At 39.5% G+C, this 22,686-nt stretch carries 23 protein-coding genes; 12 read left to right on the top strand and 11 right to left on the bottom strand.

Translation table 11 applies throughout. The features are described from left to right. Nucleotides 1–35 precede the first annotated feature (35 nt). The 6 genes from FZ940_RS05270 (at nucleotide 36) to FZ940_RS05295 (ending at nucleotide 5,003) form a co-directional block, all read left to right on the top strand. A complete protein-coding gene (locus tag FZ940_RS05270) occupies nucleotides 36–770 on the top strand; it encodes a BUD32 family EKC/KEOPS complex subunit (protein ID WP_107793622.1) in 735 nt (244 codons plus the stop codon). Nucleotides 771–845: 75 nt separating this feature from the next. Continuing rightward, the gene (locus tag FZ940_RS05275; protein ID WP_148821805.1) at nucleotides 846–1,970 is read left to right on the top strand and encodes a PepSY-associated TM helix domain-containing protein; all 1,125 of its coding nucleotides are present in this window, start codon (nucleotides 846–848) and stop codon (nucleotides 1,968–1,970) included. Nucleotides 1,971–2,041: 71 nt separating this feature from the next. Further along, nucleotides 2,042–3,064: a ribonucleotide-diphosphate reductase subunit beta gene (locus FZ940_RS05280; protein WP_009494790.1), complete on the top strand. Its 1,023-nt coding sequence runs from the start codon at nucleotides 2,042–2,044 to the stop codon at nucleotides 3,062–3,064. Further along, nucleotides 3,054–3,542, top strand: a complete 489-nt coding sequence (locus FZ940_RS05285) for a hypothetical protein (RefSeq protein WP_148821807.1) — start codon at nucleotides 3,054–3,056, stop codon at nucleotides 3,540–3,542. Before FZ940_RS05280 ends, FZ940_RS05285 begins: the two co-directional genes overlap by 11 nt. After that, nucleotides 3,543–4,310 carry a carbon-nitrogen hydrolase family protein gene (locus FZ940_RS05290; RefSeq protein WP_148821809.1) on the top strand — a complete coding sequence of 256 codons (768 nt, stop codon included), beginning with the start codon at nucleotides 3,543–3,545 and terminating at the stop codon, nucleotides 4,308–4,310. A 60-nt stretch (nucleotides 4,311–4,370) separates the two neighbouring features. Next, entirely contained in the window at nucleotides 4,371–5,003 is a 633-nt protein-coding gene (locus tag FZ940_RS05295) for a protein-L-isoaspartate(D-aspartate) O-methyltransferase (protein ID WP_148821811.1), read from the top strand. A gap of 36 nt (nucleotides 5,004–5,039) precedes the next feature. Here FZ940_RS05295 and FZ940_RS09600 read toward each other — a convergent pair whose 3' ends face one another. The 7 genes from FZ940_RS09600 to pyrG all read right to left on the bottom strand — a co-directional run bounded on the left by FZ940_RS09600 (nucleotide 5,040) and on the right by pyrG (nucleotide 12,256). Then, a complete protein-coding gene (locus FZ940_RS09600; protein WP_262367601.1) occupies nucleotides 5,040–5,285 on the bottom strand; it encodes a hypothetical protein in 246 nt (81 codons plus the stop codon). Between the two features lie 209 nt (nucleotides 5,286–5,494). Further along, complete coding sequence (locus FZ940_RS09605; RefSeq protein WP_262367602.1) at nucleotides 5,495–5,623, bottom strand: hypothetical protein; 129 nt, start codon at nucleotides 5,621–5,623, stop codon at nucleotides 5,495–5,497. A gap of 186 nt (nucleotides 5,624–5,809) precedes the next feature. Beyond that, entirely contained in the window at nucleotides 5,810–7,807 is a 1,998-nt protein-coding gene (locus tag FZ940_RS05305) for a TonB-dependent receptor domain-containing protein (RefSeq protein ID WP_148821813.1), read from the bottom strand. Between the two features lie 226 nt (nucleotides 7,808–8,033). Beyond that, the gene (gene recJ, locus FZ940_RS05310) at nucleotides 8,034–9,608 is read right to left on the bottom strand and encodes a single-stranded-DNA-specific exonuclease RecJ (RefSeq protein WP_148821815.1); all 1,575 of its coding nucleotides are present in this window, start codon (nucleotides 9,606–9,608) and stop codon (nucleotides 8,034–8,036) included. After that, nucleotides 9,598–9,720 carry a hypothetical protein gene (locus tag FZ940_RS09610; protein WP_021091888.1) on the bottom strand — a complete coding sequence of 41 codons (123 nt, stop codon included), beginning with the start codon at nucleotides 9,718–9,720 and terminating at the stop codon, nucleotides 9,598–9,600. Before FZ940_RS09610 ends, recJ begins: the two co-directional genes overlap by 11 nt. A 210-nt stretch (nucleotides 9,721–9,930) precedes the next feature. Next, nucleotides 9,931–10,539, bottom strand: a complete 609-nt coding sequence (locus FZ940_RS05315) for a TonB-dependent receptor (RefSeq protein ID WP_148821817.1) — start codon at nucleotides 10,537–10,539, stop codon at nucleotides 9,931–9,933. 82 nt (nucleotides 10,540–10,621) lie between these two features. Beyond that, a complete protein-coding gene (gene pyrG / locus FZ940_RS05320; RefSeq protein WP_148821819.1) occupies nucleotides 10,622–12,256 on the bottom strand; it encodes a CTP synthase in 1,635 nt (544 codons plus the stop codon). A gap of 126 nt (nucleotides 12,257–12,382) precedes the next feature. On the opposite strand from pyrG, the gene FZ940_RS05325 reads away from it, so the two are divergent. The 4 genes from FZ940_RS05325 to FZ940_RS05340 all read left to right on the top strand — a co-directional run bounded on the left by FZ940_RS05325 (nucleotide 12,383) and on the right by FZ940_RS05340 (nucleotide 17,331). Beyond that, nucleotides 12,383–12,598, top strand: a complete 216-nt coding sequence (locus tag FZ940_RS05325) for a DUF4492 domain-containing protein (protein WP_084041019.1) — start codon at nucleotides 12,383–12,385, stop codon at nucleotides 12,596–12,598. A gap of 1 nt (nucleotide 12,599) precedes the next feature. Next, nucleotides 12,600–14,135, top strand: a complete 1,536-nt coding sequence (locus tag FZ940_RS05330) for a cytochrome ubiquinol oxidase subunit I (protein WP_148821821.1) — start codon at nucleotides 12,600–12,602, stop codon at nucleotides 14,133–14,135. Next, nucleotides 14,125–15,252 carry a cytochrome d ubiquinol oxidase subunit II gene (locus FZ940_RS05335; RefSeq protein ID WP_262367615.1) on the top strand — a complete coding sequence of 376 codons (1,128 nt, stop codon included), beginning with the start codon at nucleotides 14,125–14,127 and terminating at the stop codon, nucleotides 15,250–15,252. The genes FZ940_RS05330 and FZ940_RS05335 overlap by 11 nt, the downstream gene beginning before the upstream one ends. Nucleotides 15,253–15,561: 309 nt before the next feature. After that, entirely contained in the window at nucleotides 15,562–17,331 is a 1,770-nt protein-coding gene (locus FZ940_RS05340) for an aryl-sulfate sulfotransferase (protein WP_148821823.1), read from the top strand. A 32-nt stretch (nucleotides 17,332–17,363) separates the two neighbouring features. Here FZ940_RS05340 and FZ940_RS05345 read toward each other — a convergent pair whose 3' ends face one another. Then, a complete protein-coding gene (locus FZ940_RS05345) occupies nucleotides 17,364–17,717 on the bottom strand; it encodes a hypothetical protein (protein WP_148821825.1) in 354 nt (117 codons plus the stop codon). Nucleotides 17,718–17,791: 74 nt separating this feature from the next. After that, entirely contained in the window at nucleotides 17,792–17,920 is a 129-nt protein-coding gene (locus FZ940_RS09615; protein ID WP_262367603.1) for a hypothetical protein, read from the bottom strand. A gap of 318 nt (nucleotides 17,921–18,238) precedes the next feature. Here FZ940_RS09615 and ilvD point away from each other — a divergent pair, with 318 nt between their 5' ends. Together ilvD and FZ940_RS05355 are read left to right on the top strand one after the other, a co-directional pair. Continuing rightward, entirely contained in the window at nucleotides 18,239–19,912 is a 1,674-nt protein-coding gene (gene ilvD / locus FZ940_RS05350) for a dihydroxy-acid dehydratase (protein WP_148821827.1), read from the top strand. Nucleotides 19,913–19,990: 78 nt separating this feature from the next. Beyond that, entirely contained in the window at nucleotides 19,991–21,559 is a 1,569-nt protein-coding gene (locus tag FZ940_RS05355) for a DNA recombination protein RmuC (protein WP_148821829.1), read from the top strand. A 29-nt stretch (nucleotides 21,560–21,588) separates the two neighbouring features. Here the strand turns inward: FZ940_RS05355 and FZ940_RS05360 are convergent, their stop codons facing one another. Both FZ940_RS05360 and FZ940_RS05365 read right to left on the bottom strand, forming a co-directional pair. Then, entirely contained in the window at nucleotides 21,589–21,879 is a 291-nt protein-coding gene (locus FZ940_RS05360) for a DUF5339 domain-containing protein (RefSeq protein WP_021091917.1), read from the bottom strand. Between the two features lie 101 nt (nucleotides 21,880–21,980). Then, the gene (locus FZ940_RS05365; RefSeq protein ID WP_148821831.1) at nucleotides 21,981–22,625 is read right to left on the bottom strand and encodes a ferritin family protein; all 645 of its coding nucleotides are present in this window, start codon (nucleotides 22,623–22,625) and stop codon (nucleotides 21,981–21,983) included. Nucleotides 22,626–22,686 lie beyond the last annotated feature (61 nt).

A 22,686-nucleotide genomic window follows, 5' to 3' on the forward strand; every position in this document is an offset into this window, starting at 1 on the left:
GTAAAAATTCAGATTTCTTTCGCTAAATTACAAATATGCAAAATTTAAAACAATATGTCAATGAAATTTTAAAAAGTCATAGTGACGGTAATGATCGTGTCTTTAGCTTTAAATTTGATGGACAAAAATTTTGGTTAAAACGTATTGAAAAAAACATTAAAGGTGGGTTTTTAACTAAAATTTTCAAGCCAAATCCTTATAAATCATTTGCCAACGAGATAAAAAAACTTGAAATTTTAAACGAAGCTAAAGCTCCTGCCCCAAAACTCATTCTAAAAAGTGCTGAGTTTTTCGTGATAGAAGATGTCGGTGAACCGATTTCTCAGCTTTTTAAGTATAGCAACGATGAAAAATTTAAACATGAAATTCTACTAAAAGCAGCCCGCGCACTAGCTGGGCTTCATGCACTAAATTTTGCGCACGGACGCCCGGCCCTTAGGGATATCGCCATAAAAAATGACGAGATAAAATTTTTAGACTTTGAGTCAAAATTTTTTAGCCATGACCTAGAGCTTCAAAAGTGTCGCGATCTGCTTGTTTTTATAGACGAGTTATTTCGTTTTAAAATTTCAGACGAGTTTGCAAGCGAAGTCATTAGTGAATATTTGATAGCTGGTGGGACTCAAATTTACGCGCGCTCACTACAGCTAATTATAAAATTTAAACCACTTTACTACTTGCTAAAACCATTTAAATCTCTAAATAAAAAGGATCTAAACGCAGTCATCAGAACCTTTGAGTATCTCTTACCGATCGCTCAAAATAAATAGCAAATTTCTTACCAAATTTATCTCCTCTTAACAAAAAATAAAATAATATTCGCTATTAAAATTTAAAGGAAAAAAATGTTTTTAAAAAGAGGAAAAATTATTTTCAACATCCATCTAATAATTGGACTAATCGCAGCTATTCCGCTAATATTCATGACTCTTTCAGCACCATTTGCGTCTTATAGAGAAGAGATCAAAAGTGCTATAAATAAAAATTTTATAAACTTAGTTCCTAGCGAAAAAGAAAATTTAAGCTTAAATGAACTCCTAGCTAAAGCAAAAAGTGAGATTCAATTTGATACGCTTGAAAGCTTACAAATAGGTGGAGCAAATGAAGCTTATCGTATAAGCATTACAAAGGATAAAAAACAATTAAATTTCTTCATAGATCCAAGAAGTGGCGAGGTGATCAGTGAGGATTGGGGTGAGAAATTTCGTATCATTATCTTAAGTCTTCATAGAAATTTAGGTCTTGCCCTGCTTGATAGCAAAGTCCCAGCCAACATCGGCAAGCAAATAGTCGCCATTAGCTCCATCATCATGGCGCTTCTTGCCATCAGCGGCCTCATCCTCTACGCCCCAGCGATCAAGCGAAATTTACTAAATTCGCTAAAGATCAAGCCAAACGCAAAGGGCTACGCCTGCTTTTATAACCTCCACACGAGCCTTGGTACCTACGTGGCGATCCTGCTTGTCGTGATGTCGCTTAGTGGGCTTTACTGGTCTTATGGCTGGGTCAGAAGCAGCGTAAATAGCATATTTTTTGACCTAAAGCCAAGCGAGATGAAAAAATCAGCACCGAAGCAAAATTTGATCCCGATAAGCGATGAGAAATTTAAAGAGATAGAGGCTGCGGAGCAAATTTTTAAAGAAAATGTCACGCTAGATCTAAAATCACTCACGATAAACGTGCCTGAAAACAACCAAAGCACCTACACCATAAACTACGAAACTAGCGAGAACCAAGTGGGCAAACTAAAGCTTGACGCGAGCGCTGGAAAGATCAAAGAAAACAAGCTTGTTAGCAAGGCTGAAAGTATCCCAGAAGCTAAAAAAGCAGGCCGAAAAGTGCTTAGCTTGCACACTGGAGAGATGTTTGGCGAGGTCGGTCAGATCGTCTTTGCCATCTCTTGCGTGATCGCAGTTTTACTGATCATAACTGGCTTTTTGATGACCATAAAAAGGACTAAGGCACTCTAAACAAAAGTAAATTTTTACCTTGCTTTGGGTAAGATTTTAAGAAATTTTTACCACAAACAAGAGAGAAATTTATGAACAGAAAACGCATCTACAACCCAAGTTCAAATGAAAATTTGACCGACAGAAGAGTCTTTAACGGCAACCCACACGGCATTTTAAATTTCACCAAAGCAAAATACGAGTGGGCGTTAAAGCTTTGGGACCTCATGGAGGCAAACACCTGGTTTCCAAAAGAGGTCGATACCACCGACGACGTGCGCGACTACGCCTACAACCTCACAGAGGCTGAAAAACGCATGTATGACCTCGTCTGGAGCCAGCTCATCTCGATGGATAGCTTTCAGACAAACAACCTAGCTGACAACATCAACCCTTACATCACCGCCCCAGAGATAAACGCCGTGCTAAGCCGCCAAGCCTACGAAGAGGCAAACCACAGCAAGTCTTACGCCGTCATGGTCGAGGCGATCTGTGACAACACCGACCTCATCTACGAGATGGAGAAGCACGACGACGTCTTGCGCGAGAAAAACGACTACATCTCAAGCGTCTATGAAGAGCTTGCAGGCGAAGTGACTGATGAGAAGCTACTTCTTGCGATGGTTGCCAATCAAATTTTAGAGGGCATCTACTTTTACAGCGGCTTTACAGCGATCTACGCTCTAGCTCGCGCTGGCAAGATGCTAGGCTCAGCGCAGATGATACGCTTTATCCAACGCGACGAGATCACTCACCTGCTTTTGTTTCAAAATATGATAAATTCAGTCCGCAAAGAAAGACCCGATCTCTTTACGCCTGAGACTGAGGCAAAAATTTATGATATGTTTGAAAAAGCTGGAAATTTAGAGATCAAATGGGGCAAATACATCACTCAAAACCAAATAATGGGCTTTACTGATGATATCATCGAGCAGTACATCCACTATCTCATCGACCAACGCCTAGTTGCGATCGGCCTAAAACGCAAATACAACGTAGCTCACCCTATCAAATGGGTCGATGACTTTGCTAAATTTAACGACCAAAAGTCAAATTTCTTTGAAGCAAAAGTGACAAACTACAGCAAGGGAAGTATAAGCTTTGATGACTTTTAAAAACGGCATCTTAGCCCTTGCTTGCGTGCTTTTTGTGGGGTGTGCGAGCAGCAATCAAAGGATAATTGATCAAGCAAATAAAAATAATCTCGAAAATTTCTACGCCTACAAGCTTGTCAAGGTAAAAGAGACAAGCCAAGCGGAAATCTATCAAGAGATGCCAAACGGTGAAATTGCACCAAGTTTCGCACCGCTAGGATCTGTGCTAGGAAATGACGTGATGCTTGGCATAAACAAACAGTGTGGCTTTGAAGCAAAAGATCTAAAAGAGGTAAGAATAGTTTCACATGATGAGGCTAGAGGTCTTGGTTTTGAGGTCTGGGTTTTTAATGATCCGCTCTCCCAGAGAGATGATAAAATCACAGCTATAAGCGTTATTTTAAAAGCTATACCAAACATCGGTGGCACGGATATAAACTGCAAAATTCCAAAAGACTGCCACGACGAAAAGCCTATGACATTTGTATTTGGAAAATAAATGAGCGAGAATTTAAACCTAATAGGCCTAACATTAAAGGCAAAAAATGCAACAGATCGCCTAGAAGAGCTTGCAAATTTAGTTGAGGCTGCGCCTGAAAATTCGCTCATTCTTGCAAGCGAGCTTTGCATAAGCGGCTATGACTTTGACGGCTTTTTTGCTGGGGCGAACAAAGCGATGCTTGGTGGCATGATAGGTAGCTTTGATGCGATGTTGCTTGAACGCTTGCAAGAGGCACTTAGTCCAGATAAATTTCTTGGTTTTACGCACCTTAGCAGCCTAAACAAAAGCGCAGGGCTCGCTAAAATTTCAAATCTAAATCCGCACCAGCCAAAAATTTATAACGAATTTTTGCTTCTTAACTCAAATAATGTCTTTCATTCACAATTTAAAGCCGAACTTTTTAGGCCAAATTTGGAGCATGAAATTTTTGCCGCTGGCGATGTGAGCGATATAAATGCCTTTGATTTTAGAGGGCTAAAGCTTGGGGTGCTAATATGCTTTGAGCTGCGTGATAGCAGGCTTTGGGCAAAGCTAAAAGGGTGTGACATCATCATGGTACCAGCCATGTGGGGCAAGGCAAGAGAGGATGCTTGTCTTAGTCTTTGCAAGGCTCTAGCTATCGCAAACAACTGCTACGTCATGATCTCAAGCTCACTTGCATTAGAAGTTGCTGGAGTATTCTTACCAAATGGTACGCTTGTTAAAGAGACGGTATTTGATGCAAATTTAATAAAAGAGATCAAAACAAATTTAGGGATTTTATAAATTTTAAGATAAGTTTTAAATCGTATAATAATGATTTAATTTTTATTTAGGATATAAATTTTGACTCAACTAGAAGCGATAAAATGCCAAAATTTGGCTAGCGATATAGCCGACGAGATCACGCTAAGCCCACTTTTGTTCGATGCGATAGCTACCACTGAGCGTGAAATTTTTGTACCAATTACTGCACATGCTTATAAACTTGACGCGCAGCCCATACTGGGCAATCAATGGATCAGCTCACCACTAACTGTGGCAAAGATGACAATGGCACTAGAGTGTGAAAATATGGATAACATCCTAGAGATAGGCTGCGGTAGTGGCTATCAAGCAGCTATTTTAAGCAAACTTGCACATAGAATTTTTAGTGTCGAGCGAATAGAGAAGCTAGCCATGGAGGCGAAAAAACGCTTCGAGGTACTAAAAATAAAAAACGTGCATGTAAGATATGACGATGGCAACAACGGCTGGCGAAGCTACGCACCATTTGATCGTATCTTGCTCTCGGCAGCTGCTGATGAGATCTCACCAAATTTATTTAAACAGCTTAAAAATGGTGGAATTTTAGTAGCTCCAATGAAAAAAGATGGCAAGCAATTTATCGCTAAATTTAAAAAAGACGAAAACGGAAATTTAGAAAAAGAGTATTTAGACGAATGCCTTTTTGTGCCACTTCTTGAAGGTAGGGCGTAAGCTAAGGAGAGGCAAAGCCTAAGCTTTGCCAAAAAATTAGAATTTGTAAGTATAGCCTGTATAAAGTCCTACACTTGTGTCTCTTAGTTGAGCGCCGCTATTTTTCTTATAAAAAGTTTTATCGGCTTTTAAACCAAATTCAATCGCATTGTGTGCATCAAATGAGTACTGACCACCCGCTTTTGCACCGACTAGCAAACCTTTGAAATTTTTCTTGCTCGTTTCATTTTCAAATCTCTCTCTAACACTTAAATAGCCAAGACCAGCGTATCCACCAAGCACGGCTTTAAAATTTTCAGTGATGCTTGGCGTATAATCAACGCCGCCTAAAAATTTATGCTTACTCCATTTTGCATCTGATTCACCAGCATTTTTCCTAGCTTTAAAGTCATAATAATAACCGCCATATGCTCTATAGCTGTCAAAATCATAACCGCCATAAAAGCCAAGGCCGTAGTGACCTTTTTTGAAGTTATTTCTCTCACTGTTTGCTATGTTTTTGTTTTTATTTTTGAATTAAACGAATAATCACCTTCACCGCCAACAAATGCACCTTGAGCTAGTGCTGCTGAGCTTACCAAAGCTAGAATCAAGCTTGATTTTACAAGTAAATTTTTCATACCTCTCCTTTAAAAAATTTCTGAGATTTTATATCTAAGCTTTTAATTTAGCTCAAATTTATTCGCAATAGTAAATGTAGCAAGCGTGAGTATTATTAAGAAGATAAGAGTAGAAATACTTAAATTTAGCACAGCTTTAGGGCAAATCCTAAGCCCACAGCCATGCCAAATTTATTAAGTTAAGCCCTAAAAATGCACCTTAAATTTTGCCCAAAAGCTTCTGCCCGGCTCATAAAGCCTCGTGCCGTTCGGGATAGTTTCGTAGCCTGCGATACCGCCACCGTAGCCGCCTTTTGAGTTATGATAGGAGTATTTGGCATCGTTTAAATTTTCCGCCGCTAGCAAGAATTGATAATTTTTATATTTGTAGCCCGCGCTTAGCCCCAGTGTCCAAAAGCTATCGCTCTTGCCCAGGTCCATGCCGCCTACGTCGCCGTAGCCTTTTTGCGCGCGGTTTTGCGACGCGTTAGCGTAGAAGTCAGCCTTGACGAACCAGTCTGGCTTTTCTAAACCGGCGCTTAGTTTAAACGTTAGAGGAGAAACCTTAGGCAGCGCGTCGCCGTCTTTTAGGCCGCCCGCGTTTTTAGTCACCTTGCCGTAGACGTAGGATACGCCCGCCCCCAACCTAAATATATCGGCTAGCAGCGTATCGCCCTCGATCTCGCCGCCGTATAATAAAGCATCGGTATTAAATACGTTTGAAGACATACCCATGGGGTTATACTTTATCATTATGTAATCATCCATCTTCGAGACGAAGAAATTCGCGTTTAGCTCGTAATTTTTATCTTTTAGCACGGCGCCAAAGTCTAGTTGAGTGTTTCTTTCTTTATTTAGCTTAAGATTATCGTCTTTACTCGTTTCCCAGTGATCCGGTAACCTTTGCGCGTGACCTAGTCCCGCATAAAGCGTTAAATTTTGTAGATATTTTTCGTATCTAAAAAAGCCGGAGAATAAATTTTCGCTCCTACTTTTATGCGTTAGTAGCTGCTTTCTCTCGCCGACGTCTAGCCTAAGACCGCCGAAAAGTCCGTAATCTTCCTCAAGAACGTATTCGTTTTGAGTGTATATCGTTTTATACGTTACCTTGCGCTCTTTTACGTGCGGCTTTGATACGGCGGCATCCATTTCGGCTTTAGACACGCCGGCTCCGCCCGTTCCGGCGCCTCGCCATTTAAAGGAGTCTTGCGAATAACCGGCGCCGATGAAGCTGGTTAGATTATCGAAATTTAACTCGCCTTCTAGCTTAAAGCCGTACATATCGCGTATCGGGTGACTGATGCTGTATCCCTTGCCGTGCCCCGTGCCCGGCACCACCGGACGCATGGTGAAGTTGTCCATTATGTGATCGATTTGATGATAGTACGAGCTTAGCCTGATCTTGTGCTCGCCGACGTCTTGTTCAAATTTGAGCCCGAAAGATTTACGGTCAAACTGTATGCCGTCCCTCATCCTATCGGCATACGCCGCTTCGCCCTCGCCCAGATCCGTGCTTAACTGCAAGGCTGTAGTATCTGTGGGCGTTAGCGTACCTACGAGCGAGACGCTGTTGCGTTTATAGTGCGTATGCATTTTCTGCCCGCCGCCGCTTTTATAATCGCCGCTCTCGTAGTGTCCGCCGGAAACCTCTATACTGCCCAGCTCGTTACCCGCCGCTACGTCCACGGTAGTTTCAAACCGCTTAAAACTGCCGCCCAGCACGCTTACGTTTCCTCCAAAGCTCGGTTTTGACAGCCTTGCTATCTCTCTATCGAAAAATATACCGCCGCTAATGAGCGCGCCGTATCTGACGTCTTGCGGGCCTTTTACGATGCGAACCGAGCTGTAGTTTTGCGCAGAGATGTAGGTGATGGGCGTATCCATGCGCATGCCGCAACCGCCGTTTAGCGTGCTACCGTCGATCATCACTGGCAGCCTAGCCGCCGTCTGCGAACGACAATAAACCTCGCTACCGCCTCCGCCCTTACGCTCCATCGTAAAGCCGTTCAAATTTGAAAGCGATTTGGCGATATCGCTATTTTCCAGTATCGCGCCCTTGCCGACTATTTGCACCTTTGTAGGTTCTTCAAGAACTGACTTTTCTATCTTTGCAGAAACGGTAACCGGAGCCAAATCTATAGTTTTTTCAGCACCAAGCATTAAATTTGGTACTAGAGCAAACGCCAAAACGTAAGAAATTTTCATGTTTAATTCTATGAAATTAATATTTAAAATTAAAATTAAAGCAAAAATGAACTTAAATGAAGTATAAATATTTATATAACATTAATTTTACAATACAGAAATTTGGCTCAAATAGTATTATTTTAGTCGGGCTACATTAAATATATAAAGAAATGATTTTGGTGAATTAAAACCGAAGTAATCTCGGTTTCATTAAAATTTTAGCATTATAAAACCGAGATAAAATTTATAAAATCTCTTTTATGAGTAGCTGCGGGGTAACAAGTCCGCGGAATGAATTTTTTGATATACAAAAGATAATATCTATCATCTCGCCAACTCTAGCGTGTTTTGTAAAGTTAAAAAATAGAGCCTCAAGCGTTTTATTATCCTTTTGCAAGATGAGCTTTAAGTGATTTTGATCTCTACCTATAAGTCTTTCGTTTTTAACAAGAGCATTTTTTATCTTAAATACTGGACGTGGATTTTTCTGTCCATATGGCTCATAAAATTCTAAAATTTCAAGCAGTTCAAAGTCTATCTCGCTTGGCATTATGTCACCAAGTAGCTCGTCCGAGCTTTTGCAATCTTGCATATTTAGGCATGAGCAGCTTTTATTTATCGCTTCTTTAAATTCCACCAAATTTTCAGGTGCAAGCGTAAGTCCAGCCGCTCCTTTGTGACCGCCGTAACTTATTAGCAGATCTTCGTGGCTTGCTATGAGAGATAAGATATCAAGCTTGCCAATGCTTCTAGCGCTGCCTTTTGCACGGCCTTTATCTATACTAAAGACGATAGCTGGCTTTGCAAAGTACTTTGCTAGGCGGCTAGCTACGATGCCTATCACACCCTCGTGCCACTGCTCACCCCAAGTGATGATGACTTCATCGTCTTCTTTTACGTCCTTTAGCGAGCATTCAAAGAGTTGGCGCTCTTCCTCTTTTCTGGAGTTGTTAAATTCGATAATGGTATCAAGGTAGTTGTAAGCCTCTTCTATGCTCTTTGCGCGCAAGAAGTTAAATGAATTCATCGCATCGTCCATGCGTCCGGCTGAATTTATAAGTGGGGCTATAAGAAAGCTAATATCATCGCACTCAAATTTTTCCTTACCATAAAACTCTTTTATAGCGTGAAATGCAGAACGCTTAGACGCATTTAGCTTACAAATGCCAAGGCGAACAAGCATTCTATTCATATCTCTTAGCTCCATCATGTCAGCGATTATCGCGATAGCTAAAAGCTCTAGAAATTTGCTCATATCGTAATTTAGCCCAAAGACATCCTTTAACGCTCCAACCAAATACCAAGCAACCTCAGCACCACAAATTTCAATATTTGGGAAGTTGCAGTCTTCTTGTTTTGGATTGATGATCGCATAAGCTTCTGGGAGAACAGCTGGAGGCATGTGATGATCAGTGATAATAAGATCGATGCCTTTTTCTTTACAGATAATGGCTGCATCGTTTGCAGAGATGCCGTTATCAACGGTTATAATCAAGCTTACATCAGCTGAGAGTTCATCTATTATCTCAGGATTTAGCCCATATCCATCTTTAAATCTATTTGGAATTTTTACTAGGTAGTCTTTCACGCCAAGATCATCAAAAAACTCAGCTAAAATCACGCTTGAAACAACACCATCAACATCATAATCGCCCACAATGGCTATGCGCTCGTTTTTCTCGATCGCTTCTTTTATGCGATTAGCGCCTTTATAGATATCTTTTAAGGCACTTGGTGTCGGAATTTCACTAATTTTTTTATGTATGTCGTTACAAAATCTATGCGCTAGTAAATTCCTTATATCCTCTTTATTTAGCATGGTTTTGGTAAGAATTTTTGAAGAACTTACCAACTTTATTTAATGCCACTTGTTCACTTAAATTTACACCCATATTGCCAAAAATTTGGCTATAAAAATACTTCTTTTTCATCGCAATCTTTCGTCTTTATTTTGAATGCTTGGATTATATCTTTTTGAAATTTAATTTCTTATAATTTTAAATGAAAGTAAGATTTTAGGGCTCATAGCAAGCTTAAAAGCTTTGTTAAATTGATAGTCTTTATAAATTAGCCATTGTAAATTTGAAGTAAAAAATGAGAGAAATTTTAAGTAAAAATAAGGGGTCATAAGACCCCAAAAATTAAAATTTATATGTGTAGCCTAGGTAAGCGCCGATATCTGTTGATTTAAGGTTATCAAGATCTTCATCAGTGCTATACCAAGATCTATCTGCTTTTATACCAAATTCAAGTGCATTATTTTTATCAAAGCTATACTCTGCACCAAGTCTTGTGCCAACTAACCAACCAGCCTTTGTTGTATCATAAGTCGCTTTAAGTGTATTTGTATAAAGTCTTGCTTTAAAATTTACAACTGAAATACCAGTGTATAAGCCTGCTATTAACTTAAAGTTATCTGTTATAGCTGGAGTATAGTCACCACCTACTACAAATTTATGTGTTGTCCATTTTATACTAACATCGTGTTTTACACCATCATCAGTATAGTTAAAGTTATCTTTTGCCTCTGTATGATAGAAGTATCCACCATAAACTCTAGCTACATCAAAGTCATAACCGCCTTTGATGCCAATGTTTGGTCTATTATCCTTAAAACTAAGACCATCATTGTCTTTTAGCTTTGAGCTAAAATCATAGCCGCCCTCAACTCCGACAAATCCACCTTCAGCCAATGCAAATGAGCTAGCAAGTGAAAGTACTAAAACACCTTTTAAAACACAATTTTTCATGTTAATCCTTTCAATAGTAATTGCACTACAATTTTATGTATCATATACTTTATCTTTACTTAAATGCTTTTTTGCAAATTTATCATTTTACGTGATTAGCCAAGCTCGCTTTTATAAAGCCTAGTATCACAGGGTTTGGTCTAGTTAAGCGGCTAGTAAATTCGGGGTGACACTGCACGCCTACAAACCACGGATGGCCTTTTAGCTCGATAGCCTCTATCAGCCCATCGCTCTCGCCACTTACTAAAAGACCATTTTTCTCAAAAATTTCTTTATATTTTGGATTTGCCTCGTAGCGGTGGCGGTGGCGCTCTTTTACGCTCTTTGCATTACCATAAATTTCAGCTAGAAGCGTCTTTGGTTTTATCTCACAGTTATATGCTCCAAGCCTCATCGTGCCACCAAGTGGGCTTGTGTGCGTTCTTATCTGTTTTTTGCCGTGAGCGTCGATAAAGCTATCGATTAGATAGATGATAGGGTTTTTACACTCTTTGTCAAATTCCATAGAATTAGCATCTTCTAAGCCCAAAACATCCCTTGCAAACTCAATGAGTGCTAGCTGCATACCAAGGCAAATTCCAAGATAAGGGATCTTATTTTCACGAGCAAATTTTATAGCTTGCATCTTGCCTAAAACGCCCCTTTCGCCAAAGCCACCGGCGACCAAGATGCCATCTACGTCCTTTAAAAGCTCATTTACGTTGTTTTCTTCTATCTTTTCGCTATCTACCCAACGTAAATTTACTCTAGCGTCTAAATTTGCTCCAGCGTGGATGATGCCCTCAGTTAGGCTCTTGTAGCTCTCTTTTAGATCGATGTATTTACCTACAAATGCTATTGTAGTTTCATTTGTTGGAGCGATTATCCTTTTTACTAGGCTATCCCACTTTGCCATGTCTGGTTTTAGCTCATTAAAGCCTAAATTTTCAGCGATTGGAGTTAGTATGTCTTGCTTTAAAAATGAAAGTGGAATTTGATAGATACTTGCGCTGTCTAAGCTCTCTATAACGCAGTTTTTCTCAACACCGCAGCTTGCTGCGATCTTATCTTTTAGCTCGCGGTTTAGTGGCATTTCAGATCTACAGATGATGATGTCTGGTGTTATGCCTATACGTCTTAGCTCGCCTACGCTATGCTGGGTTGGTTTTGTTTTTAGCTCGCCAGCTACTTTGATAAATGGTACAAGCGTTAGGTGGATATTTAGCGCTCTTTTTTTGCCAACTTCCACCCTTAGCGCTCTTATCGCCTCTAAAAATGGCAAGCCCTCGATGTCACCAACGGTTCCACCGATCTCAACTATGAGTACGTCTTTACCTTTGCCTGCTTTTTTGATGCGATCAACTATCTCGCCAACGATGTGAGGGATAACTTGAATAGTCTTTCCAAGATAGTCACCACGGCGCTCTTTTTCGATAACCGAGCTATAAACTCTGCCCGTTGTGAAGTTATTATCTTGACTTAGGCTCTCATCTAAAAATCTCTCATAATGCCCCAAATCCAAATCTGTCTCTGCACCATCGTCTGTGACAAAGACTTCTCCGTGCTCAAGCGGACTCATCGTGCCAGGATCTACGTTGATATATGGATCAGCTTTTAAAACGCTCACCTTTAAGCCAGAATTTTTAAGTAATGTCGCGATAGACGCAGCTGCGATGCCTTTTCCAAGTGAGCTTAAAACACCACCTGTAATAAAAATGTACTTCGTCTCTTTTGCCATCAAATTTCCTTAACTTTAGTTATTTTTTAATCTGCCGATTATACCCCTTAAATATTTAGTAAGGCATTAATCGTATAAATTTTAAAAATTATTCTTTAAGTCTTTTTGTTATAGACTTCAAAAATCATGATAAAAAACTGCTTAAAAAACATCGCCTCTTTATATGTAGACGGCTTTAAAAATATGAAAATAGGCAAGAAATTATGGCTTCTCATAATAATAAAGCTTATCATTATGTTTGGAATTTTAAAGGTCTTCATTTTTGACGAGACTCTTAATACCAAATTTCAAACCGACGAAGAAAAAAGCGAATTTGTAATTCGAAATTTAATAAAGGAATAAAATGTCTGAGATGGATTTTGTCGACTGGTCTAGGGCACAGTTTGCGCTAACCGCCATTTACCATTTTTTGTTTGTCCCACTTACTTTGGGACTAAGTTTTATCATCGCTATCATGGAGACGATATATGTCAAAACTGGCGATAAAGCATGGCTTGAGATAACGAAATTTTGGCTAAAGCTCTTTGGTATAAATTTCGCTATCGGTGTGGCTACTGGTATCATCATGGAGTTTGAGTTTGGTACAAACTGGGCGAATTACAGCTGGTTTGTCGGCGATATTTTCGGCGCTCCACTTGCGATCGAGGGCTTGCTCGCTTTTTTTATGGAGAGTACATTTTTTGCCATTATGTTTTTTGGTTGGGATAAGGTTAGCAAGAAATTTCACCTGCTTTCAACTTGGCTTGTCGCGATCGGTTCAAATTTAAGCGCGCTTTGGATCTTGATCGCAAATGGCTGGATGCAGTATCCAATAGGCATGAAATTTAACCCAGATACTGCAAGAATGGAGATGGAAAATTTCTTTGAAGTTGCGCTAAATCCTCTTGGAATTAGTAAATTTTTACACACAGTAACTAGCGGCTACACCATCTCAGCTATCTTTGTGATAGGAATTTCTGCTTGGTTTTTAATCAAAAAACGCCACATCTTGCTAGCTAAAAAAAGTATCGTGGTCGCTAGCGCATTTGGCCTTATCACTTCGGCATTTTTGTTACTTAGTGGCGATGAGAGCGCATATTTTGTAGCTCAAAAGCAGCCTATGAAGCTTGCAGCTATGGAGGGACTTTATAAAGGCGAGACTAACGCTGGTCTAGTTACTGCTGGTATTTTAAACCTAGCTAAAAAGCTTGGCGACGAGAGCGAGCCATTTTTGCTTGAGATAAAGGTGCCTTACGCACTTGGCATCATGGCAAACAGAGAGCTTGACTCATTTACACCAGGCATAAACGACCTACTTTACGGCAACAGCGAGCACAATCTAATAAGCGTTGAAGAGAAGATGGCAAAGGGCAAAGTAGCTATCGAGGCTCTTAAAAACTACAAAGAAGCCAAAAAAGCAAATGACGAGAGCCTAATGAAAACTTCTCTTTCAAATTTAGAGAGCAACCTAAATTTCTTAGGATATGGCTATCTTAAAGACGCAAAAGAAGCTGTGCCGCCAGTTGCGCTTACATTTTATAGCTTCCATATCATGGTTGTACTTGGCACTTACTTCATAGCTCTTTTTGCTATCACTCTTTATCTAAATCTCTCAAGAAAATATAAATTTGAAAACATAAGAGCGTTTTTGTGGATCTGCCTCTTTACCATACCGCTTGGCTATATAGCAGCTGAAGCTGGCTGGATAGTAGCAGAGGTCGGCCGTCAGCCATGGGTGATACAAGATCTCATGACCGTTGGCGTTGGGGCTACAAATTTATCTGACTCAAATGTCAAAATTTCATTTATATTATTTGCTGTTTTATTTACGGTCTTACTGATAGCTGAGATCAAGATCATGCTTAAGCAAATAAAGATAGGATTTAACGATCATGCATAGTTTAAGCTTAGAAAATTTACAAATTTATTGGTGGTTTATAGTTAGCCTTCTTGGCGGACTTTTGGTCTTTATGATGTTCGTTCAAGGCGGCCAGTCGCTCATCTTTAGCCTTGGCAAGGACGAGCTTAAAAAAGATATGCTCATAAATTCTATCGGTAGAAAATGGGAGCTTACATTTACGACGCTTGTTATGTTTGGTGGTGCGTGCTTTGCGGCATTTCCGCTATTTTACGCTACTAGCTTTGGTGGCGCTTACTGGGTTTGGCTGGCTATTTTGTTTTGCTTTATCATCCAAGCTGTAAGCTACGAGTACCGCAAAAAGCCTGATAACTTCTTGGGCGCTAGAACTTATGAAATTTTCCTTTTCATAAATGGCTCACTTGGTGTTATTCTTATTGGCATGGCCGTTAGTACATTTTTTAGCGGCAGTGACTTTGTGCTAAATGAGCACAACTTTGTCGAGTGGAAGACTCCGTTTCGTGGCCTTGAAGCATTGGCAAATCCTTACTTGTACTTGCTTGGCATAGCGATGTTTTTCCTATCTCGCGTAGGTGGCTGCTTATATCTTATGAATAACATCGCTGATGGCGAATTTATACAAAATGCTAGAAAACAGCTACTTATCAACACCGTACTATTCTTGCCATTTTTCCTAGGCTTTCTTGCTTGGGTGCTTACAAAAGATGGCTTTGCATACGACGCAAATGGCGTAGTTAGCCTTATGCCTTACAAATACGCTATAAATTTGATCGAGATGCCTATCGTTGGCGCGCTACTACTTGTTGGCGTTCTTTTGGTACTTGTTGGAATTTTCCAAGGAGTATTTACAAAAAGCATTCGTGGAATTTTTGCTTACGGCGTTGGTGTAACACTGGCCGTGACTGCACTATTTTTAATAACAGGACTAAATGGCACAGCATTTTACCCATCATTTGGCGACCTTGCTAGCTCGCTAACTATCAAAAATGCAAGCTCTAGCCACTACACACTTGGCGTTATGGCATATGTTAGCTTGCTAGTGCCTTTCGTGCTTGCCTACATCGTCATAGTTTGGAGAGCGATAGACAGCAAGAAGATCACGCAAGACGAGATCAAAAATGATCATCACGCATACTAAGGATTATAGATGTTAGAAGCAGGAATTTTTTTGATACTTTGGCCAGTGACATTGTTTGCTAGCTACAAATTTGTACTATTTGCTTTAAAGAAATTTGAAGCAAATAACTAAAATTTAGGGGCTTTTGCTCCTAAATTTATTAAATCATTCTATTAAACATATCTACTAAATTTTAGCCACACTTTAAGATTTAATCCTTTTTTTATTTACTGATATTAAAACCTAATTGAGCATATCTTTGAGCAAGCCTTAGTTTTTCTATTATTTTATAAAAATAAAATATTATAAATTTCTACAAAAGGAGCGAAAATGAGCAAGAATTTCTTAGGTTCTGTTGCCCTTGCGGCTGTTTTGGTAAGTGGTTTTAGTGTGAGCATGATACCACTTGAGGCTGGTGTCTTGGCTCATCACGTGAAGGTTCAAGGCGAACTTGGATCAGTCTTTATCAATCCTTACGACGTATCGCCGCTAACTGCGGTTATAGATAGGGCTGGCAAAGATATCAAAGATATCCACGTCAAAGTAAAAGGCAAACCAGATGGCGGTATCGACATCGACTACAACGTCTCAGAGCATGCCCTGCTAACACATGATGGTGTGCCTATATGGGGACTTTATCCTGACTATCTAAATGAAGTAGTCGTAAGCTACACGTTTAACGGAGTTAAAAAGGTAGAAACATATAAAATTTACACCCAGCCTATCGTCACATATAGCCGTGATTATAGGTTCTCACATATGCAAAAGACTCGCGTCAAAAAGGTTGATCCTGCATTTAAAAACAGGCTCTATCTCATAAACAACACGATCACAAGCGTCTATAAACCACTTGATTGGAAAAATGGCGGCGCTGCTAGCTGGAACGACTTTACCGAAAACTACATCATAGATACCAAAGACGAAGTCAGATGGTACCTTGACTATCAGAAATTTTACGACCGAAGCGAACGCAGGGTGATGGATGGCGGTATGATGATGGGCTTTCATCAGCTAAAAAACGGCGATATCAGCTTTGGCATGGCTCAAAGATATCTTAGATATGACCTCATGGGTAGGGAAATTTACAACCGCCCGCTTCCAAGAGGCTATATCGATCTAAGCCATGAAGTTATGCCACTAAAAGGCGACCACTCACTACTTAGAGTTGGCAAATACAACTACCACCATAAAGACGGCAGAATTTCTCACACCATAAGAGACCATATCATCGAGGTAGATAGCACCGGCAAAGTGGTCGAAGAGTGGGATCTAAATGAAATTTTTGGTAACAACGTCTACCGCAGCAACCTCATAAAAGCGCTTGATGCTAGAGCTGTTTGCCTAAATATCGATATGGACGCAAAAGAGATCAAGATAAGCGATGATCTACCGTTTGGCGACATTACCTCTACTGGTACAGGCAGAAACTGGGCTCACGTAAACTCTATCGCATACGATGAGAGCGATGATAGTATCATTCTCTCACTTCGCCACCAAGGCATCGTCAAAATCGGCCGCGATAAAAAGGTCAAGTGGATACTAGCTTCGCCTGAAGGCTGGAGTGAAGAATTTAAAGCTAAAGTGCTAACTCCAGTTGACAGTAAAGGCAACAAGATAAAATGCGAAAACTCAAAATGTGAGGGCGAATTTGACTGGTCATGGACTCAGCACACTGCATGGCTAACACCAAGATATGACAATAAAGGCAGCGTAAAACACCTAAGCGTCTTTGACAATGGCGACGGAAGAGGTATGGAGCAGCCAGCTTTCAAAGAGGATAAATACTCACGTGCAGTTGAGTACAAGATAGATGAGAAAAAGGGTACAGTCGAGCAAACTTGGCAGTTTGGCAAAGATCGTGGCTTTGACTTTTACAGCGCAGTCACCAGCAACGTCGAGTGGCAAAAAGATAAAAATACCTACTTTATCTCAAGCTCCAATGTAAATTTGCTTAAGCCAGATAAGACTATCAAAATGGTCTTGGTAGAGATCGATCCAAAGACAAATGAAGTCAAATTTGAGATGGATGTAGACTCTGCATCAAGAGATTATGTTGCTTATAGGGCGATGGTTATTGATCCTGAAGTGTTTAATTATTAGGAAGTATTTGGTGCGAGACCCTCTCGCACCCATTATGAGTTGTTATTTTGAAATTTATAGATTGCTTCTTTGATACTAGTTAGATTATAGTTTATCGCTCGCTCTAGCTCAGGCAAACTAAGATTTTCATTTGCATCAAATGCCGTTGTTATCTCATTTAGCTCTTTTGTCTCATCACTTATAAGTATTGTACTTTTAAAATCAGCATCATCTATCTGGCTAAATTTTAAAAAGATCGACTTAAGCTTATCTCTTAGAACTTCTTTATTTAGTTTTTTATTTTCTAAAGCTTTCTTTGTTCCACCATTTTTATTACAGGTTCTAAATATCGAATCTATTGTTTCATTCACTTCATCAATTAAAATTTCTGTTTTTTCACTTTGCATATAAAACTCTCTTAACTATAAATTAAATTTAAAATAAAAGCTAATCACTCTTGTTTTGGAGATTAGAAGTTGTTTTACTTCTTCGCGTAAAAAGGAAAAATTAAAGTTGTATTTGTGAAGTTATTTTCATAAAAGTTTGCACTAGAATTTAAAATTTTAGTTTGCATTGGCATCACTTTTATGCCCTCTATTTTTACGATCATTTTCTCATCCTTGTTAAAAAATTTTATCGCATTGTATAAATTTTCATAAGTCTTGTAAATTGTACCAAGGTACAATAAAGCCCTATAAATCAATATTTATAACACATTGATAATATTTTTACGTTATTATTTTGCATACTGTTTTGATTAAAATTACCGAAATTTCGTAGCTATTTAGCTCATCCTTTTTGGATAAATTTTAAAAATTTAATGTGTTATTTATGTAATAAAAAAATTTTTAAATTTGCAAAATTTTTTTAAAATCTTTGATACTTTATATGTGATAAAATCCTCTCAAATTTTAAAAAAGGATCAAATTTGAGAAGCGACATAATCAAAAAAGGCTACACAAGAGCCCCACACCGCTCACTTTTACGTGCGACTGGACTAAAAGACAATGACTTTGCTAAACCATTTATCGGCGTTGCAAACAGCTTTATAGAGATCATACCTGGCCACTTTTTCTTAAATAAATATGCACAAATTTTAAAAGATGAAATTCGCAAAAATGGCTGTATTCCATTTGAGTTTAACTGCATCGGCGTGGATGATGGCATCGCGATGGGGCATGGGGGCATGCTATATAGCTTGCCTAGCCGCGAGATCATCGCAAACTCGATCGAGACTGTGATGAACGCTCATGCACTTGATGCACTAGTTTGTATGCCAAACTGCGATAAGATCGTCCCTGGAATGGTTATGGGCGCTTTAAGGGTCAATGTCCCGACCGTGTTTGTAAGCGGTGGCCCAATGAAAAAGGGCTACACAAAAGATGGCAAGCCGATAGATCTTGCGACTGCGTTTGAGGCGGTTGGTAAATTTGAGACCAAAGAGATAGATGAGGCTGAGCTAAAAGATATCGAGTGCAATGCATGCCCAAGCGGTGGCAGCTGCAGCGGTATGTTTACGGCAAATTCCATGAATACGCTTTGTGAAGCAATGGGCATAGCACTTCCTGGCAACGGCACTATCCTAGCGCTAACTCCGGAGCGTGAGGAGCTTATTAGACAGGCTGCTCGCAGAATCTGTGAGATCGCACTTGATGAGAAATTTAAGATAAGAAACATACTAAATGAAAAAGCAATCCGCAACGCACTTGTCGTTGATATGGCGATGGGCGGCAGCAGCAACACCGTCCTTCATATGCTAGCCATATCAAGAGAGGCTGGCGTAAATTTAGATATTAAAGAGCTAAATAAGATCAGCCAAAATATCGCCCACATCGCTAAGATCAGCCCAAGCTTACCAAATGTGCATATGGAGGATATCGGCAGAGCTGGCGGCATGAATGCGGTGATAAAAGAAATTTCACGCAGAGATAACGGCATGCTAAACCTAGACAACATAACAGTTAGCGGCGAAACTTTGGGTGAGCGCGTAGAAGTAAGTGACATCAAAGATGAAAGCATCATTCACAAAGTAGAAAACGCCTATTCACAAGTTGGCGGACTTGCCATTTTATTTGGAAATTTGGCCGAGCAAGGCTGTGTCATCAAGACAGCTGGCATCGTTGGTGAGCGTAAATTTAGCGGCAAAGCTGTCTGCTTTAACTCACAAGATGAAGCAATAGCTGGCATCTCAAGTGGCAAAGTAGATAAAGGTGATGTCGTCGTCATCCGCTACGAAGGCCCACGCGGAGGCCCTGGCATGCAAGAGATGCTAAGCCCTACTTCACTCATCATGGGACGAGGACTTGGCGCAGACGTGGCTCTTATCACAGATGGTCGCTTTAGCGGAGCGACAAGGGGTCTAAGCATCGGTCACGTGAGCCCAGAGGCAGCTGAGGGTGGTATGATAGGCTTGCTACAAGATGGCGATATCATTGATATAGACGTCGATAAATACGAGATAAATGTTCGCTTAAGCGAAGCTGAGATCGCAAAGAGAAGAGCGGAATTTAAGCCAGTTGATAAACCGCTAACATCTCGCTGGCTAAGGCAATACCGCAAACTAGTCACAAACGCAAGCAACGGTGCAGTGCTAGAAGCATAAAAATTTACTATAAAAGCAAGGAGTGTCTCTTTGCTTTTATAAAAATATAAAAATTTCTTCATTTTTTAAGGATACTAAATGCAACAAGATTTCTATTTTTATGCTGCCATATTTTTAGGAGTACTATTTTTGATTGCGATATTTGTCATCTACTCATTTAATAGAGACAAACTTGAGCTAAAGAGAAATTTGGCACAGAAAGAGCAAGAAAATTTTGAAATTTCATCAAATCTAACAAATTTAGTATCTAAAAATAGTGAAAATCTGCAGCTAATTAGCGAGCAAAAAGCAAGACTTATGTCAAATCACGAGCGAATAGACGAGCTCATCAGTGAGATCGATGCTCTAAAAACCAAAATAGCACAAAAAGACGAAGCCGAAGACGCGATGGAGCGCGTGATAAACGAGCTTAAAGAGAGTATCGGTACAGCAAATGAAAGGGCCAAGAATAACGAGGCAAATTTCACTGCAACTCTAGCCGAGCTAAATCAAAATAAAAATGCTTTAACTGAAGCAAATGAGAGAGAAAATAGATTAAAACGTGATATGGCTGTGCTTAGAAATGAAATAGAAGCAAAAGAAAATAGCCTAAAAGAGCAAGAGGCAAATTTATTAAAAGTAAAAAATGAGTTAAATTTGGAATTTTCTAATCTTGCAAATAAAATATTTGAAGAAAAAAGTGCAAATTTCACACAAAATAGCCAAAATTCTTTAGATCTTTTACTAAAGCCACTAAAGGAGCAAATTTCAACCTTTCAAGAGCGCGTAAATGCAGTCCACGATGAGTCAGTTAAAGGTATGAGCGCGTTAGGAACGCAGATTAAGCACATAAGTGAAATTGGTATCTCAATGTCAAAAGAGGCAAACTCACTAGCCACTGCACTAAAAGGTAGCAATAAAACACTTGGAAACTGGGGTGAAATACAGCTTGAACGCACATTTGAGGCTTCTGGACTTGTTAAAGATGAGCACTACTTGACACAACAAAATTTCAAGAACGAAGAGGGCAAACGTCTTATTCCTGATTTTATAGTAAAGATACCAGATGGCAAGCATCTAATAGTTGATTCTAAAGTCTCACTTATAGCTTACGAAAAGGCTATCACAGCCAGCAATGAGGAAGAGCTAAATTTAGCATTGAAAGAGTATATTGCTTCTATGAAAAATCACATAGATAGCTTAAATAGCAAAAATTACAGTGAGATCGTACCTGATAGCCCTGATTTTGTATTGATGTTTATACCAATTGAACCAGCATATATCGAGGCTATGAAATTTGATAGTTCCCTTTTTGACTACGCATTTCAAAAGCGCGTAATACTAGTATCTCACACTACACTTATGCCTATTCTTCGCACAGTGGCAAATTTATGGCGCATAGAGCGTGGCAATGAAGAGGCCAAAAATATCGTAAAGAGTGCGATTAAAATTTATGATAAAGTCCGCAATGTGGCCGAGCATATGAATAGACTTAGCAATACACTAAATACTGCAAATAAACATTTTAACGCCCTTGCATCAAGTTTTAGTGGTAGAGATGGTCTTGTTAGTAGACTTGAAAATTTTAAACGCTTGTCTCCAGACGAGCAAAAAGATATAGAAGTAAAAGAGATCGGCGTAAATAACGAATTAGAAAAAGAGGATTAGGATATGGCTAGAAAAACTAGCCATAAAATTTATTTTAAAAGACCTTGTTTTTTCATTTGTTCCATTACTTGAGCAAACATCTCTTTAGCTTGTTTGCAAGTAGCGTCTTGTTGCTCTTTTGGAAGTGCAGCAAGTTGATCCATTGATTGCTTCTTTTGATCTTCATAAATTTTTACTTGTTGATCTTGACCAGCTTTTTTGTAAGCTTCAACCATCTTATCGATGTCTGAGAAGTATGATTTGCAAGTATCTGTAAGATCTGCAGCGTTTAGGCTTAGTGCAAAGCCAAGAGTAGCTAAAACTAAAAGTGATTTTTTCATCTCTTTCTCCTTGTGAAAATTTGAAAGGATTGTATCATTTTTATAATATTTTATGACTTAAATTAATAGCCAAGACAAGCGTCTTGGCTATTTTTGGCTTTTTAGCCTAGAAATTCACGTTTAAAATACTCTTTTGGAGCTTTGCAAAGTGGGCAAGCGCCTGGAGCTTTTTTGCCTCTGTGAACGTGTCCGCACACCTCACAAACCCAGATATCTTCCTCATCGCTCTCAAAAAAGCCCTCTTCATCAAGCATCTTTTTAAGCTCTAGATATTCTCTTTCATGCTCAACCTCAACCTTACCGATCGCATTAAATAGCCTTTCAACATCTCTTAGCTCTTCTTCTTTTGCGATCTTTGCAAAGTCTGGATACATAGTCGTATGCTCGTAGTTTTCGCCAGCTGCCGCGTCAAGTAAATTTTTATCCATCTTATCTATCGGATCGTTCATTAGCTCGTGATATTTTTTAAACTCAGCTCTTGCATGCCATTTTTCATTTTCAGCTGCCTCGTAAAAGTGTCTAGCTATCGCGTGATAGCCTGCTTCTTTGGCTAGATCGCCGTAAAGCTCGTACTTGTTTCTAGCTTGTGACTCGCCAGCAAATGCCTTCATCAAATTTACCGCTGTTAAATTTTCAGTTACACATTTCATCTCTTCGCCGCAACAGGTTAGTGTACCGCCGCCAACCTTTTGTACCTCGATCTCGTTGCCGCATTTTTCGCATCTGTATGTTTCGTATTGTCTCATTTTAACTCCTATTTTGATAAATTTTTGAGTGGATTATAACCAAATAATTAAAATAAGTAAA

The sequence above is a fragment of the Campylobacter concisus genome, assembly GCF_902460415.1.
Classification (GTDB): Bacteria; Campylobacterota; Campylobacteria; order Campylobacterales; family Campylobacteraceae; genus Campylobacter_A; species Campylobacter_A concisus_Y.